Genomic DNA, 15,556 nt, shown 5'->3' on the forward strand with positions numbered 1-15,556 from the left:
TTATTTAAACTTCAGGTTAAACACAACTAATTCACTATTTGTGCCTATACGAAACGGAGGCCCCCACAAAGAAAGCCCCGAAGAGACATAGAGGTGTGTATCCTCTCTCCTTTCGTAGCCATAACTAATGTCAAACAAATAGTCGGTCAGCAAATTGATCGGCCAAACTTGTCCGCGATGTGTATGTCCGCTAAACTGAAGATCAACCTTTCCTTTCACTGTTTTTTCTAAATCATAAGGTTGGTGATCTAATAAGATCATAGGCTTGGACACATCAGCTTGTTCTAAAAGAGTACTTAATGGCTTTCTATGATGATTTTGGCGATCATCACGTCCAATCAATTGAACCCCATTCGGGAGCGTAACTACCGAATCGCATAAAAGATGAATCTGCGTAGATCTAAGAAAATCCTTACATTCTTCAATATTCGCAATATATTCGTGATTTCCGGGCACCATATACACTCCTAAGGACGCTTTTAAACGATTTAATTCCTCATCCATACGTTCTTCTTTCAAGGGAAGAACCGTGTTGTCAATCAGATCACCGCTTATGAGGATCAAGTCCGGATTCTGTTCATTTATGCGATCCACATATTTATTCAACGCTTCCTTTCCTGTCCCCAAGCCAAGATGCAGATCACTAACGGCCACGACTTTCAGGGTTGACGTTTCCGCCGGCTTGTTTACCGATAAAGTAAACTCCTGCGTTTTGGGATGTTTATAATTATAATAACCGTAACTCAGCAGACACAAAGTAAAGGCAAAAGAGAGATGAAAGCCATATGCAAAGGGTTTGTAGAACAGTCTAACCAGATCAAAAGAAAGAAGGAACAAGGCCATATATAGTGTAAATACCAGCCATGCGCTGCCGACTTCATGAGTAAACGTCAGGATTTTTAAGGACAATCCTGATTTTCTGACCACAAAGGTGAATATAAGGGATAAGGCACATGCCCAGTAAAGCAAACTGAACAACACTTTTACACCGGTTGGATATGTAGCCAACATCTGACCACCTCTGAAATAAATATAGAAATTACCGATCAAATATAATCCCAAAATCAAAAAAAGCAGAATAGGCATATGTATATTTCTTAATTAATCCGCCAAAGATACACCATTCATAATAAAAAAGGGATGTTTCTGTTTTTTTAGAAACATCCCCGACTTGGATAAATAATTAGTTTACACCTTGTAATACTCTTCCCAACCTTTGCGTGGAGGCTCTCCTACCAACATTTGATTGGCCAAGGCATTATTTGTTATTTGCTTGGTCTTTCTATCAAAAAGAAGTTTTTCTCCTAATCGCTGACTCAATACACCAAGACAGAATACCTGACTAAGCGGTCCGGCAATGGAGAAAGGCGAACGTGTTTTTTCCTTGCCCATACAGGCCAATAAGAAATTAGCATAGTGATTTGAAGGGCTCTTAGGCACTTCAGGGAGCTTCGGAGCCATCTCTTTTGCTTTTTCTTCAGGAATAATAGACAGTGTACTACCATGCGATCCCCCCTTAAAGGTCAATGTCTTAGAATAGATTTCCTTACCAGGATTCAATTTGGCCGGTTGGATTTTACCGCCGGCTACTGTTGGAATATTCGGATCAATTTCTGACACTCCATATCCATCAGGTACAGCAGGAATATTGTCCAATCCATCTTGCCATGTAATATCCAAAGCAGGCATATTCCCTCTTTCAGGGAATTTAAACACAATTGTTGACGACATGGGGAAGAAGAACTTGTTGTGATCCTTCAGATAAGTAGGATTGATTTCATACGGCAATCCCAAATCTAAAAATTCATGTGCCGTATCAATAATATGTGCACCCCAGTCACCCAAAGCACCCATACCAAAATCATACCAACAACGCCATTGCCCGTTTACGAAATCTTTATTGTAATCATGGAATTTCACAACACCTAACCAAGTGTCCCAGTCCATCGTTGAGGGAATCGGTTCTGCCTTTGGGAAGCTGGTGATTTTCGGATCCCAAGAGTGCCAACGACGGGAATTATTCATATGTGCTGTAATTGCAGTAACATCTTTGATAATTCCGGCTTCAACCCATGCTTTGAACTGGAAATAGTTCGCTTCTGAATGCCCTTGGTTCCCCATCTGAGTTACCACACCATATTTTTTTTCACCCTTCATCATAAGCTCTACTTCGTTAAAAGTACGAGCCATCGGCTTCTCAACATAAACATGTTTACCATGTGCCATTGCTTCCATAGTAATTGGGAAGTGAGCATGGTCAGGAACTCCGACAGTAACAGCATCTATTTTATCTGCCATCTTGTCGAACATTTTACGAAAGTCCTGAAAACGCGGAGCATCGGGGAACATATTCATCACCTCCTGCGTATGGGGAGCACCCATGTCCACATCGCAAAGAGCTACGATATTACATAAGCCGGTTTTATATAGCTCTTTTGCTATCTCGCCACCACGAAAGCCGACTCCGATTATTGCCAGATTTACACGGTCATTAGCACTTACAAACGGATTTGCAGGCATTGTCCGTGCTTGCGTAGGAGTCCAGAATGCAGGAATTGCCGTTGCTGCAGATGCAGCCAACGCTTGTTTTAAGAAAAGACGTCTTGAGATTTCACTTGATTTCATGGTATATTATCTATTAGATTAATCAATGTTTGCGCAAACACAAATACATGATGCGAAAATAAGTATTTTTTTCTTTATTCCGTTACACTTAAGAGAAAATGTTCACTTCAGATGGAAAGTAAGAAAGAAACCAATAGTTCATGTATTTTTTTACATTTTTTCTATTTTTGAAACCCTTACTGATTTTCTTCGAAAAATAAACCAACAGTCTCATTAGAAAACACTAATATTAGGGAAAAAACTGAGAAAGTGTATTTTAAACTGGTTTTTATTTTATCTTTGTACTTCATTTTATTTAAGGATAAATAGATTTCCCTTATTAAGAAACACTATTCATACCTTAACTAACTTTTTCTTTTTGTTTAAAACGGTTAAATGTGGAAACGGCTGGATGTGAATTTAGCCGTTTCATTTTTCTCCTACTTCAGATATTTATCAGGAATTTCATTCATTATATTAAATAAATCCTCTACTGTTTCAGCACGGAGCATTGCGACTCGAGTTGATTTAAAATCCGCCAATCCTTTAAATAAAGACGTTGCTGCCAAATGACGACGAATGTGCAGAATTCCGCGACGCTCATCAAGCCGTTCTACACTTTGTAAAACCTGTGCTTTCAAAATTCCCATATACCATTCGAATGATTCCGAAGGCAACTCTTCCCCTGTTTCCAGAAAATGTTTTACTTCACGAAAGATCCACGGTCGCCCGATGCTACCTCTTCCAATCATAACGCCATCGACCCCATAGGTATCAAAACGTTCCTTACAAATCCGGGCAGACGTGACGTCTCCATTTCCAATGATCGGAATATGCATTCTCGGATTTTCTTTTACCTTACCGATCAAGTTCCAATCAGCCTCTCCGGTGTACATCTGGCTACGCGTACGTCCATGAATAGTAAGGGCGGAAATACCGCAATCCTGTAACTGCTCAGCCAGGTCAACAATAATCCGGCTATCCATATCCCAGCCCAAACGGGTTTTAACGGTCACGGGAATATGGACAGCTTTTACAACTTCTCTTGTGATATCAAGCATAAGAGGAACATTGCGAAGCATACCTGATCCGGCACCTTTTCCGGCGACTTTCTTTACCGGGCAACCGAAATTTATATCTAAAATATCCGGATTGGCTTCTTCACAAATACGGGCAGCCTCTACCATAGACTCCACTTCCCGCCCATAAATCTGTATAGCTACTGGGCGTTCTTCATCCGAGACGATTAGTTTTTCTTTCGTTTTATTTACATGTCGGATCAGAGCATCTGAAGAAATAAACTCTGTATAAACCATATCCGCACCAAAACGTTTACACATCAAACGGAAAGCGATATCCGTCACATCTTCCATCGGTGCGAGAAACACGGGACGTTGCCCTAAATCTATATTACCTATTTTCATTCCTGCCTTTTCTTTGAGGTGCAAAGATAAGGCTTTTTGTCCGAACTGCTTTCTATTCAAAGACTACGGCTTTCCTACTTAATTCCTATCATAGAGATCAGGTAATAAGTAATCGCTGCAAGTAGAGCACTGACCGGAATCGTCAGGATCCATGCCCAAAGTAAATTTATAGTAACTCCCCAACGGACAGCAGAGAGTCTTTTGACAGCTCCTACCCCCATGATACTACCACTAATTACATGGGTCGTGCTAACGGGGATTGCGAACATTTCAGAAATAAACAATGTAATAGCACTGGCGGTCTGGGCAGTAAATCCTTCCGTAGGCGTTATCTTGGTAATTTTATTACCCATTGTTTTCATGATCTTCCATCCTCCCCCCATTGTCCCCAATGAAATTGCAGAGAAACAAGCTAAAGCAATCCAAATATGTTCGTTCATAGCTGCTGTGGCAATATCACCACCATGAGCAGCAATAGAAGCTTCGGAAACTTCCATCCAGGCGGGAAGGCCTAAAGCCTGATTAGCCGCCAACGCAACTGCGATAACACCCATTACTTTTTGTGAGTCATTTAGCCCGTGTCCTATACTTAAAAAAGCAGATGACACGAGTTGCAATCGTTTAAACCAATGTTCGGCTTTACTTGGTTTTGCTTTTTTTGCCAGATGGTAAGTGATAATCGTAATTATGTTTCCGGCAATCATCCCAATCAACGGCGCCAGTATAATAAATGAAGCGATCTTTAAAATAGTTGCTGTATGTACGGCTTCAAATCCACCTCCGGCAATAGCTGCTCCGGCCAATCCGCCGATCAGTGTATGAGACGAAGAAGAAGGTATCCCTAATCTCCATGTTAACAGGTTCCAGATTATTGCAGCAACGAGCGCTGCGATGATAATAGTCGAGGGATTACCCACCTGATCTAATATAACTGTCTTAGATACGGTACTGGCGATACCAAAACCCTGAATAATGTATTTTGCAATAAAGAAGGCAACAAAATTAAACGCTGCTGCCCAAAGTACTGCTTGTAAAGGTCCTAACACACGAGTAGAGACAACCGTTGCTATCGAATTAGCTGCGTCATGGAATCCATTGATAAAATCGAAAATAATTGCTAATACGATAATTGTGATCAATAGTGTCATAATGTTCTTTTTATCAGGCGTACTTTACAAGAATTGCTTTTAAAACTTTACCTATATTGTTGATTTTATTTGCCGATTTTTCCAATTCCTGAATAATCTCCTTTAATTTGATCAGCTCTATTGTATCGGTTTCGTGTTTAAACAGTGTTATAATGCCCTCTTCATAAACAACATCTGCTTGTTCTTCCAATCGTTTTATTTCACGACAATGTTCTCGGAATTGTGCATCTGTCTTCTTCATGTTCGACAACTCGGATACCGCCGACTGCACCTCAACACTGGCTTTTCGCACAATCTCTGCCAAAGTGGCCGTACTCTCCGGCAAATGATGAGGATCATACAACAATACTTTATGAGCTGCACGATTGATCGCGTCGATCGAATCGTCGATTTCATCTGTCAGTTCATAAATATCTTCACGGTCAAACGGAGTGATAAAAGTTTCATTAAGCGCTTTAAACACACGACCTGTTACTTTATCTCCCTTAACTTCTTCTGCTTTAATCAGGCGACAGAGTTCAACACGGTCAACATTGCCTTTCGGATCAAACAATTGCTTCAGCAATTCAGAAGAATGAACAAGCACATCACTTGCTTCGGACAACATAGGTAAGAACTTGATGTCCTTAGGAGCAAAAAAGCTCAATAAGCTATTCGTTTTCATTATTTGTTGTATTGTTGATAGATCAAAGCAAACCTTTCAGGCTACTATTTACAAATTCCTAACATGGACTACGTCTTCATGACGATTTTAAAAAACAATTCAAAAATAAACTATAAATTTAAATAATCGGATAATATCATAATTCTTTTTACTCCGATTATTCTAAAACATGAATAATGCGATTTAGAAATGAACTCATTATCTTTGTTTCCACTTAATAAAACAATCATGAAAAAAAATCAGCAGATTAGCAAAGAGCAAGCCCGTTATGCTGTTCTTTCGTTTTTTCTGGCACAAGGATTATGCTTCTCGACCTGGGCAAGCAGGATACCGGATATCAAAGCTATTTTTGCGGCAGACTATCTTTTTTACTGGGGATTAATCTTAGTTCTTATTCCTGTCGGGAAATTTTTAGCCATCCCTTTAGCCGGTTATTTAGTAACACGATTGAGCAGTAGTGTAATGGTACGGTTCAGCATTACCGGCTATGCTCTTTCTTTGTTTGCTATCGGACTTGTTCCATCTATTTATCTGCTTGGTGTATTTCTTTTCAGCTTTGGGGTTTTCTGGAATCTGTGTGATATTTCTCTCAACACGCAGGGAATCGCTATCGAGCGTGCGTATGGGCGCACTATTATGGCTTCTTTTCATGGAGGGTGGAGTTTGGCAGCTTGTCTGGGAGCACTTATAGGGTTCGGTATGATTATCTGGGATATTGCTCCGATTTATCATTTTACATTAATCGCGGCGCTAATCGGGATTATTTTACTGATCAGCGGACGTTTCCTTACGAATGACCGTCCGGAGGATACTAAAGCGGAAATCGACCAGAAACCGGAAAAGCCATGGTTCTTAAAGAAACCGGAGCCGTTGCTTATCCAGCTTGGGATAGTCGGACTTTTTGCTTTAATAATCGAAAGCGCCATGTTTGATTGGAGTGGTGTTTATTTTGAGTCTGTTCTCAAAGTTCCCAAATCCCTACAAATCGGATTTCTTGTTTTTATGATAATGATGACAGCCGGACGTTTTCTGACAAACTATGCTTATGGACTTTTGGGCAAACGAAAAGTGTTACAATTAGCCGGAACATTTATTTTCTTAGGCTTCTTCACGACTGCGTTTCTCGCCGGGTTCTTCGGGTCAATCGTCGCCAAAGTGGTTGTCAATTCCATTGGCTTCATGCTTGTCGGATTAGGCATATCCTGCATTGTTCCGACGAATTACAGTTTCGTAGGAGCCAAATCAAAAACGCCTGTAGGTATCGCATTGACGATCCTGTCGAGCATCAGCTTCATCGGTTCTTTGATAGCGCCACTGCTTATCGGTGGAATATCGCAAGTATTCAACTTACAATATGCTTATATGGTAGTAGGCCTGATGGGACTTTGTATCGTTCTTATGGTAACGTTCAGTGAAGCCTACAAGACAGACAATGATCATTAAAACCTATCAGGAAACCGTTTTTCATTTTTCTCCATACATTGAATCACCTCAGCTTTCGTTCCTTTAAACGGTCCCGAAGCTTCAATTTTCAAGGTGGACATCGCTGCGGCAAAACAGCCGGAGTCTTCTATCGTTTCCCCTTTGACACGACAATATAAGTATCCGGTCATATAGGTATCACCACAACCTGTAGCATCAACGATTTCGGCTGGTTTATAGGCGGGAATAAAATAGAATATACGTCCATCATAAATAACCGACCCCATACTTCCAAGCGTGATAAGAACTTCTTTTACGCCCCAATCATATAGCTGTTTAGCTGCCTTTTCAACATCAGAATAGCCCGTCAGGACTTCCATTTCATGTTCATTTACTTTGAGGAAATAGATATGTTTTAGTGCATCTAATTTCTCCGGCCAATCCACAGCATAGACTTTCTCATCTCTCACTTCACGCAGATAGCCTTGCGAATCGACAGAAACTTTTCCCTTTCCTGCCAAGTACCGAATCACATCTGTAGAGAAATCATCGGCCAGCAAAGAGCCCAAATGATAAATGTTCGCATTTACTTGTTCAAGATAATCAACAGAGAATGGATCTGCTTTTGCTAATACACGTTGCTTACGATTATCCTGATTCTCCCCATAGATATTTTCAAAATAGACAGAATGTTTACTCGGCATCACTGCAACATCCACATGCATGTTACGAAGTTCGTCAACAACCCCCATTTCCGACTCGGCCAAAGCCGTCACTAAAGTATAGTCAATATCACCAAACCGCCTGATAGCATGAGAAAAATAATAAGCAGTTCCTCCCGGCATATGTATCGTGTTACGTGGAGTAACAACTTTGTCCAAAGTAATATGCCCGACACAACAAAGCTGATGTGCATCCATTCCTATTGTATTTTTTATAAGTATGCGAAATTATAAAAAAAAGTTGTTCGTAACCCTATTTTCATCGAATTACAAACTTTTAAAATTTTAAGGCGCCTCAACAAACGTTTCCAAGCGCCTCAGCAAACAAGTTGAAGCGCCTCAACTTTCATTACCAAGCGCCTTAAACTTTTTTTTATCACAGATTCAAATTTCTTCATTGTACAGATTATTCCTTTTTCTCACTAAACAAGCCCATAAAACGTCGTATATTTGTTGTCTTACCAGTGTTATACATTATATACAATATATAGTTTGAAAGAAAAAGGATTAAAAAGAGGATTGTCTAACCGGCATATCCAGTTAATTGCCTTGGGAGGGGCGATAGGAACAGGGCTGTTTTTAGGAATAGGGCCGGCGGCAGTTATGGCCGGGCCTGCCGTTATTCTCGGATATGCAATAGCAGGTATAATTGCTTTTCTGATCATGAGGCAATTGGGAGAAATGGTCGTAGAAGAACCCGTTTCGGGAAGTTTCAGTCATTTCGCCTATAAATACTGGGGATCGTTTGCCGGATTTGCTTCGGGATGGAATTACTGGATACTTTACATCTTGGTCAGCATGGCGGAATTAACAGCAATTGGAACATACGTACAATTCTGGTGGCCGCATATTCCATTATGGGTTTCCAGTTTATTCTTTTTTGTTGTCATTAATCTGATCAACCTTTCTAATGTAAGAATATACGGAGAAGCAGAGTTCTGGTTTTCCATCATTAAAGTAGTCGCGATCGTTGCAATGATCCTGTTTGGCACTTACTTATTGGTAAGCGGCAGTGCCGGAGAAGGTGTCAGCATTGCAAATTTATGGAATGACGGCGGCTTCTTCCCCAAAGGTCTTCTTGCCGCTGATGGAGAGGGGGGATATGAAGGACTATTAGCGGCGTTGGCGATAATCATGTTTTCATTCGGTGGACTGGAACTGATCGGCATTACAGCAGCAGAGGCTGAAAGCCCGGAAAAAACAATACCCAAAGCCACCAATCAGGTCATTTACAGAATCCTGATATTTTACGTCGGAGCATTGATAATCTTATTTTCTCTTTCACCCTGGCGTACGATCACAGAAGGAAGCAGCCCTTTTGTTGCCGTATTCAGTACGTTAAAAGGGTTTGAATTTACCTTGTTCGGACACACTTTCTTTGCAACAGATATAATCGCGAATGTATTGAATATTGTTGTTCTTACTGCGGCTCTTTCGGTATATAACAGCAGCGTGTATAGCAATAGCCGTATGCTTTACGGATTAGCAGTACAACGTAATGCTCCCCGCTTTCTAAGAAAACTCAACAAACATCATGTTCCTGTAATGGCTATAGGCGTTTCGGCTGTATTTGCGGCAATCTGTGTTATTATCAACAAAGTAATTCCGGAAGACGCATTGGAATATCTGATGTCGCTTGTTGTCTCTGCCTTGATCATCAACTGGATCATGATCAGTCTGACTCATTTATTTTTCCGGAAAGCAAAAAAACAAGAGGGGACAGAAAAAACGAAATTTCCGTCGCTCTGGCATCCGGTCGGCAATTATATCTGCCTCCTGTTCCTCTCCGGAATTTTAGTCATCATGTGGATAAACGGCATGTCTGTTTCTGTTAAACTGATCCCGATCTGGCTTCTTTTGCTTTATATCAGTTATAAGGTTATTCAGCGTAAAAGAAAGGTTTAATTTTATCATTACCTTTGCAGATGATGTTATCTCCCAAAAGTAAAAGGCATATTTTTATATCACTTTCCGCGCTATTAATTGTGCTGTTTGTAATCAGTCTGGTGTATGGCTCTGTCCGTATTCCTATAAAAGCGATATGGGAGATTTTGACCGGAGCGGAAACAGAAAAAATTGCCTGGCAACATATCCTGCTTCAATCCCGGCTTCCACAATCCTGTACAGCCATCTTAGCCGGAGCCTCTTTAGCCGTGAGCGGATTATTACTCCAGACATTATTTAAGAATCCTTTAGCTGGGCCATCTATATTGGGTATTACAGATGGGGCTAACTTAGGAGTAGCAGCCGTTATGCTCTATTTCGGAGCCTCATTGAATCAGATGACAGGATTGACAACAAACGCTTACCTGACAGTCGTTCTGGCTGCCTTTGTAGGAGCCAGTATAGTACTTGCCATCATTATTTACTTTTCCACGAAAGTAAAAAGCAATGTTATCTTACTGATTATCGGCATTATGGTAGGTTATTTAGTTTCATCCGTCATTTCTATTTTGAATTACTACGCTTCAGCGGATAAAGTACATGCATTTGTTATGTGGGGATTAGGAAATTTTTCAGGGGTTTCAAGAGAACAACTTCCCTACTTCGCATCCTTTACATTAAGCGGTTTAGTCCTTGCTCTGTTATTGATAAAGCCGCTGAATGCTCTTCTGTTAGGCGAAATGTATGCCGCAAATCTGGGTGTAAAGATAAAGCAGACTCGTTTTCTGATTTTGTTTTGCACAGGGCTACTGGCCGCTTCGGTGACAGCCTTTTGCGGCCCTATATCTTTTATCGGATTAGCCGTTCCGAATATAGCACGTTTGATGTTGGGCTCTTCTAACCACAAGTCGCTTTTGCCGGTCACCCTGATTACGGGATCATGCGTGGCTTTACTATGTACAATACTAATGGTTGTACCCGGCAGCAATACGATCCTTCCTCTCAATGCAGTTACCCCCTTATTAGGAGCTCCTGTAATAATCTATGTATTGTTAAACCGGAAGTCCATTCAATATTTTAACTGATGAATAAAGAAAGACAGACGGTAATTAAGACAGAGGAACTAAGTATTGGCTATAGTCTGAAAGGAGGCAGACAAAAGGTTATTCATAAGGGATTAAACCTGTCTCTTTACGCAGGGGAAGTCACCTGTTTGCTTGGGTTGAATGGCGCTGGAAAATCGACGTTATTACGTACGCTATGCGGTTTCCAGAAATCCTTATCAGGAGCCGTATTTCTGCAAGGGAAGCCTTTGAAAGAGTTCTCGCAATCCGACTTTGCTTTGGCGGTTGGTGTTGTTCTGACTGAAAAGACGAATGCCGGAGGAATAACAGCGTATGAGTTAGTATCTTTAGGGAGACATCCCTATACCGGTTTTTTCGGCAAACTCAAAGAAGAAGATCACCGGGTGATTAAAGAATCCCTCGAAGCGGTGGGTGTCGCCCATAAAGCCCATCAGCGAATAGCAGAACTTAGTGATGGAGAGAAGCAAAAAGTCATGATTGCAAAAACGCTGGCACAACAATGCCCCATCATACTGTTAGACGAACCGACAGCTTTTCTTGATGTAACGAGCCGGATTGAAACAATGGTCTTGCTCCGTAAATTGGCGGTTGAACAGAACAAAGCGATCCTTTTATCTACACACGACATGGATATGGCAATCCAGATGGGAGATTGTTTCTGGTTGTTAGACAAAAACCGTCCTATAGCTTGTGGGATACCGGAAGATTTGATATTAGAAGGAACATTCGGTTCTTTTTTTGAAAAAGAAGGCATACTTTTTGATGTTACTACGGGGAAATTAAATACCGAAATCCCTCAAAAACAGATTGGTGTAGAAGGTGACTTCACCACTTCTTATTGGGTAGGCAACGCCTTAGTCAGAAACGGATTCCGCCCTTCCGAAGTGAGTCCGGAACATATCAACGTAATTTGTCATTCTCCGACAGAACTAAGCATTCAGCATCCCAACGGAAACAAGCAACTTGTGAATTGTGTGTTTGAAGTAATACGCAACATTAAAACAAAAATGAAAAATGAATGAGATTACTTATAAATTAGAAAACCAAAAAATTGCACCTTTACTATTAAGCTACGCTGTTCCTGCTGTAATCGGAACAATGGTAAATGCGATGTATCACATCGTAAATCGTATTTTTATCGGACAGTCTGTCGGCGCCTTGGCTATTTCGGGATTAACACTTACATTTCCTATCTTAATGTTTCTTCAAGCTTTCGGAATGCTCATTGGTGCAGGAGCAGCGACACGCGTTTCTATCTTTATGGGAAGAAAAGAAAACGAGATGGCCGAAAATGTATTAGGAAATGCATTCACACTTACGTTCATCTTATCTGCCCTCACTATTACGCCCAGCTTAATCTTCATGGAAGATATGCTTGTTCTCTTTGGAGGAAGCGAACAGACCATGCCTTATGCGAAAGACTACCTATATATATCCATTCCCGGGAATGTATTAGCGGCACTTAGCTTTGGATTTAATGCGATAATGCGCGCTTCGGGATATCCCCGTAAAGCTATGATATTAATGGTATTAGGCGGTGCACTTAACGTATTATTCGATTGGTTGTTTATTATCGTTATGGACTGGGGGATACGAGGAGCGGCATGGGCAACCATTATTGCCACGGCTATTTCGTCCACTTTAGTGTTAAGTCATTTTTATGGAAAAGACAGCATCATACGCTTTAAAAAGAAATATTACGCCCCCAACAAACGGATCATGTTGAGCATTTTCACAATAGGTATGTCTCCGTTTGCGATGCAACTTGCAGGCAGCTTAGTCAATGTAATCATGAACCAATCTCTGAAAGAGCACGGAGGAGACCTCGCCATCGGAGCAAATGGTATTATCAGCAGTATAGGCCTATTACTCGTCTTATTAATTATGGGAATAACGCAAGGAATGCAACCAATTGTAGGCTTTAATTATGGAGCAGGAAATCGTGAAAGAGTAAAAGAAACATTCCGCTTTGTAATGATTGCGGCAACCATTATTACAACAATAGGATGCACATGCAGTATCCTGTTTCCCGAATTGATAGTACGAGCCTTTACAATAGATGAAGAGCTGATCAATATCGCGTCCAACGGATTACGCATCACCCTGTCGGCCTTCTTTATCGTAGGTACCCAAATCGTGATCAGTCAATTTTTTCAAAGTATTGGTGTTGCCTGGAAAGCAATGTTCCTCAGTCTGAGTCGTCAATGTCTCTATTTAATCCCGGCAATCCTATTTCTTCCCTCTTTATACAACCTGAATGGCGTTTGGTTAGCTGCCCCTTTTTCCGATGTCTTAGCAGCCATCACCTCATGGATATTCTTGTGGCATCACCTTAAGACGGAGAAGAATAAGGTTATTTGATTGATAAAAAACAAAGGGATGCTTAAAGCACCCCCTTCAGAAATTATATCTAAGTTTTTATTCTTCTACAATCTCTACAACTTCTACTTCAAATTTCAAAGTTGAATAGGCCCATGGAACTTTTGAACTTCCGGAATAGGAATCTCTGTTGCCTGTTGAGCCGTACCCTAATTTCCAGGGGATCCAGATTTCCCAACGTTCTCCCGGATGCATAAATTGTAATGCAGTAGCAAAGCCGTCAACAACTCCACTTACTGCAAAAGTAGCTGGATCACGTAAGGGATAGTCTGATGTATCGAATAGATATTCCATTTTCCGGCTGGTTATATCCATAGACATACCATAGTAATACACTTTCACCGTACTCGTATAGAATATCTGTTCTTCTGTCAGAGTTGCAGGTGATTTGGGTTCCAACTCTTTGTAATAGATTGAACCGGCATTCGATTTGGATTTCAACTCTTTATACTCCGGATTTTGAGCTATTTCATTAAAAACACGCTCATTATCTGCTTGCCAGGCATCGTCAACAATATAAATATCGTCATCATCGTCGCTACTGCAAGAAGAGAACATAGCTCCCGTGCATGCTATTACTGCAAGCAGATAGAATAATTTCTTCATCATGTTTATTCGATTATTTTCTTTAATAATGACTTCATGCTTACTTTCTCAGTAATAATTGCATGAAGTTGGTCAATGCTGACACGTTCTTGTTCCATCGTATCACGGAAACGGATCGTCACGCAATTGTCTTTTAGGGTATCATGATCAACCGTTATACAATAAGGAGTGCCAATAGCATCCTGACGACGGTAACGCTTACCGATCGAGTCTTTTTCATCGTACTGACAACGGAAGTCGAAGCGCAACATATTGATAATTTCTTCGGCTTTTTCAGGCAGTCCGTCCTTCTTCACCAAAGGTAATACCGCCAATTTTATCGGAGCCAAAGCTGCCGGCAATTTCAATACAACACGAGTTTCTCCGTTTTCAAGAGTTTCTTCACAATAAGAACCGGCCATTACGCTAAGAAACATACGATCCACGCCGATAGATGTTTCAATCACATATGGGGTATAACTCTTATTTAGTTCGGGATCAAAATATTGCAATTTCTTGCCGGAATACTTCTCATGCTGACTCAAGTCGAAATCCGTACGGCTATGAATACCTTCCACTTCTTTGAATCCAAAAGGCATTTCAAATTCGATATCCGTTGCTGCATTCGCATAATGGGCTAATTTATCGTGATCGTGATAACGATATTTCTCATCACCTAAGCCAAGTGCTTTATGCCACTTCAGGCGTGTAGCCTTCCAACTTTCAAACCATTCCAATTCTTCACCCGGACGAACGAAAAACTGCATCTCCATTTGTTCAAATTCACGCATACGAAAAACGAACTGACGGGCTACGATCTCATTACGGAAAGCCTTCCCGATTTGTGCAATACCAAACGGGATCTTCATACGACCTGTTTTCTGTACGTTCAAGTAGTTTACAAAGATACCTTGAGCCGTTTCCGGACGAAGATAGATTTTGGATGCACCTTCTGCCGTAGAGCCCATCTCAGTAGAGAACATCAGGTTGAACTGACGCACCTCTGTCCAGTTGCGGGTTCCGGATATCGGACATGCAATTTCGCAGTCTAAGATCAACTGGCGTAAATCTTCAAAATTAGAGTCGTTCAGATCTTTTGCAAAACGAGCATGTATTTCGTCTCTTTTTGCCTGATTCTCCAATACCCGGGTATTTGTTGCACGAAATTGCGCTTCATCAAAAGCATCGCCAAATTTCTTTGCGGCCTTTGCCACTTCTTTATTTATCTTTTCGTCTATCTTTGCCAGATGGTCTTCAATCAACACATCAGCACGATAGCGTTTCTTAGAATCTTTATTATCAATCAATGGATCATTGAATGCATCCACATGCCCTGAAGCCTTCCATATCGTCGGATGCATAAAGATAGCAGAGTCTATCCCTACTACGTTTTCATGAAGCAACGTCATACTGTCCCACCAGTATTTCTTAATATTGTTCTTCAACTCCACTCCGTTTTGCCCATAGTCATAGACAGCCCCAAGACCATCATAAATCTCTGATGAGGGAAACACGAAACCATACTCTTTGCAGTGTGAGACTAACTTCTTAAAAACATCTTCTTGTGCCATATTCGCGCAGTAGTTTAAAATATTCTTTCAATAAGGATACAAAGTAAATGATTTTTTTGGAAAACAGA

General features: G+C 40.9%; 13 protein-coding genes. 5 read left to right on the forward strand and 8 right to left on the reverse strand.

All coding sequences use genetic code 11. From position 1 onward, the window contains the following. The 5 genes from PHT93_RS01345 to PHT93_RS01365 all read right to left on the reverse strand — a co-directional run bounded on the left by PHT93_RS01345 (position 1) and on the right by PHT93_RS01365 (position 5,840). Positions 1 to 1,086 carry a metallophosphoesterase gene (locus PHT93_RS01345; RefSeq protein ID WP_300238547.1) on the reverse strand — a complete coding sequence of 362 codons (1,086 nt, stop codon included), beginning with the start codon at positions 1,084 to 1,086 and terminating at the stop codon, positions 1 to 3. A 102-nt stretch (positions 1,087 to 1,188) separates the two neighbouring features. Beyond that, positions 1,189 to 2,625, reverse strand: coding sequence for a Gfo/Idh/MocA family oxidoreductase (locus PHT93_RS01350; protein ID WP_300238550.1), 1,437 nt, complete (start codon positions 2,623 to 2,625; stop codon positions 1,189 to 1,191). A gap of 419 nt (positions 2,626 to 3,044) precedes the next feature. Continuing rightward, positions 3,045 to 4,028, reverse strand: a complete 984-nt coding sequence (dusB, locus tag PHT93_RS01355; protein WP_300238552.1) for a tRNA dihydrouridine synthase DusB — start codon at positions 4,026 to 4,028, stop codon at positions 3,045 to 3,047. 74 nt (positions 4,029 to 4,102) lie between these two features. Further along, positions 4,103 to 5,176: an inorganic phosphate transporter gene (locus PHT93_RS01360; RefSeq protein WP_300238554.1), complete on the reverse strand. Its 1,074-nt coding sequence runs from the start codon at positions 5,174 to 5,176 to the stop codon at positions 4,103 to 4,105. Between the two features lie 13 nt (positions 5,177 to 5,189). Beyond that, entirely contained in the window at positions 5,190 to 5,840 is a 651-nt protein-coding gene (locus PHT93_RS01365; RefSeq protein ID WP_300238556.1) for a DUF47 family protein, read from the reverse strand. Positions 5,841 to 6,068: 228 nt separating this feature from the next. Between PHT93_RS01365 and PHT93_RS01370 the strand changes: the two genes are divergently transcribed. Next, a complete protein-coding gene (locus tag PHT93_RS01370; protein WP_300238558.1) occupies positions 6,069 to 7,283 on the forward strand; it encodes an MFS transporter in 1,215 nt (404 codons plus the stop codon). Here the strand turns inward: PHT93_RS01370 and PHT93_RS01375 are convergent. Continuing rightward, a complete protein-coding gene (locus PHT93_RS01375) occupies positions 7,280 to 8,182 on the reverse strand; it encodes a PfkB family carbohydrate kinase (RefSeq protein ID WP_300238560.1) in 903 nt (300 codons plus the stop codon). The genes PHT93_RS01370 and PHT93_RS01375 overlap by 4 nt on opposite strands. Positions 8,183 to 8,476: 294 nt before the next feature. On the opposite strand from PHT93_RS01375, the gene PHT93_RS01380 reads away from it, so the two are divergent. The 4 genes from PHT93_RS01380 to PHT93_RS01395 are packed head-to-tail and all read left to right on the forward strand — an operon-like array spanning position 8,477 to position 13,314. After that, a complete protein-coding gene (locus PHT93_RS01380) occupies positions 8,477 to 9,889 on the forward strand; it encodes an amino acid permease (protein WP_300238562.1) in 1,413 nt (470 codons plus the stop codon). Between the two features lie 23 nt (positions 9,890 to 9,912). Then, positions 9,913 to 10,953 carry an iron ABC transporter permease gene (locus tag PHT93_RS01385; RefSeq protein ID WP_300238676.1) on the forward strand — a complete coding sequence of 347 codons (1,041 nt, stop codon included), beginning with the start codon at positions 9,913 to 9,915 and terminating at the stop codon, positions 10,951 to 10,953. Beyond that, a complete protein-coding gene (locus PHT93_RS01390) occupies positions 10,953 to 11,975 on the forward strand; it encodes an ABC transporter ATP-binding protein (protein ID WP_300238564.1) in 1,023 nt (340 codons plus the stop codon). The genes PHT93_RS01385 and PHT93_RS01390 overlap by 1 nt, the downstream gene beginning before the upstream one ends. Beyond that, a complete protein-coding gene (locus PHT93_RS01395) occupies positions 11,968 to 13,314 on the forward strand; it encodes an MATE family efflux transporter (RefSeq protein WP_300238566.1) in 1,347 nt (448 codons plus the stop codon). Before PHT93_RS01390 ends, PHT93_RS01395 begins: the two co-directional genes overlap by 8 nt. A gap of 57 nt (positions 13,315 to 13,371) precedes the next feature. Here the strand turns inward: PHT93_RS01395 and PHT93_RS01400 are convergent, their stop codons facing one another. Then, positions 13,372 to 13,941: an FKBP-type peptidyl-prolyl cis-trans isomerase gene (locus tag PHT93_RS01400; RefSeq protein WP_300238568.1), complete on the reverse strand. Its 570-nt coding sequence runs from the start codon at positions 13,939 to 13,941 to the stop codon at positions 13,372 to 13,374. Positions 13,942 to 13,943: 2 nt separating this feature from the next. After that, the gene (locus PHT93_RS01405) at positions 13,944 to 15,488 is read right to left on the reverse strand and encodes a glycine--tRNA ligase (RefSeq protein ID WP_300238569.1); all 1,545 of its coding nucleotides are present in this window, start codon (positions 15,486 to 15,488) and stop codon (positions 13,944 to 13,946) included. Positions 15,489 to 15,556 lie beyond the last annotated feature (68 nt).

Source organism: Massilibacteroides sp., assembly GCF_028705895.1.
Classification (GTDB): Bacteria; Bacteroidota; Bacteroidia; order Bacteroidales; family Tannerellaceae; genus Massilibacteroides.

Excerpts from the sequence above, each read along its gene's own strand:
- PHT93_RS01345 (WP_300238547.1), bottom strand. The coding sequence starts at position 1,086 with ATGCCTATTCTGCTTTTTTTGATTTTGGGATTATATTTGATCGGTAAT.
- PHT93_RS01350 (WP_300238550.1), bottom strand. The coding sequence starts at position 2,625 with ATGAAATCAAGTGAAATCTCAAGACGTCTTTTCTTAAAACAAGCGTTG.
- dusB (WP_300238552.1), bottom strand. The coding sequence starts at position 4,028 with ATGAAAATAGGTAATATAGATTTAGGGCAACGTCCCGTGTTTCTCGCA.
- PHT93_RS01360 (WP_300238554.1), bottom strand. The coding sequence starts at position 5,176 with ATGACACTATTGATCACAATTATCGTATTAGCAATTATTTTCGATTTT.
- PHT93_RS01365 (WP_300238556.1), bottom strand. The coding sequence starts at position 5,840 with ATGAAAACGAATAGCTTATTGAGCTTTTTTGCTCCTAAGGACATCAAG.
- PHT93_RS01370 (WP_300238558.1), top strand. The coding sequence starts at position 6,069 with ATGAAAAAAAATCAGCAGATTAGCAAAGAGCAAGCCCGTTATGCTGTT.
- PHT93_RS01375 (WP_300238560.1), bottom strand. The coding sequence starts at position 8,182 with ATGGATGCACATCAGCTTTGTTGTGTCGGGCATATTACTTTGGACAAA.
- PHT93_RS01385 (WP_300238676.1), top strand. The coding sequence starts at position 9,913 with ATGTTATCTCCCAAAAGTAAAAGGCATATTTTTATATCACTTTCCGCG.
- PHT93_RS01390 (WP_300238564.1), top strand. The coding sequence starts at position 10,953 with ATGAATAAAGAAAGACAGACGGTAATTAAGACAGAGGAACTAAGTATT.
- PHT93_RS01395 (WP_300238566.1), top strand. The coding sequence starts at position 11,968 with ATGAATGAGATTACTTATAAATTAGAAAACCAAAAAATTGCACCTTTA.
- PHT93_RS01400 (WP_300238568.1), bottom strand. The coding sequence starts at position 13,941 with ATGATGAAGAAATTATTCTATCTGCTTGCAGTAATAGCATGCACGGGA.
- PHT93_RS01405 (WP_300238569.1), bottom strand. The coding sequence starts at position 15,488 with ATGGCACAAGAAGATGTTTTTAAGAAGTTAGTCTCACACTGCAAAGAG.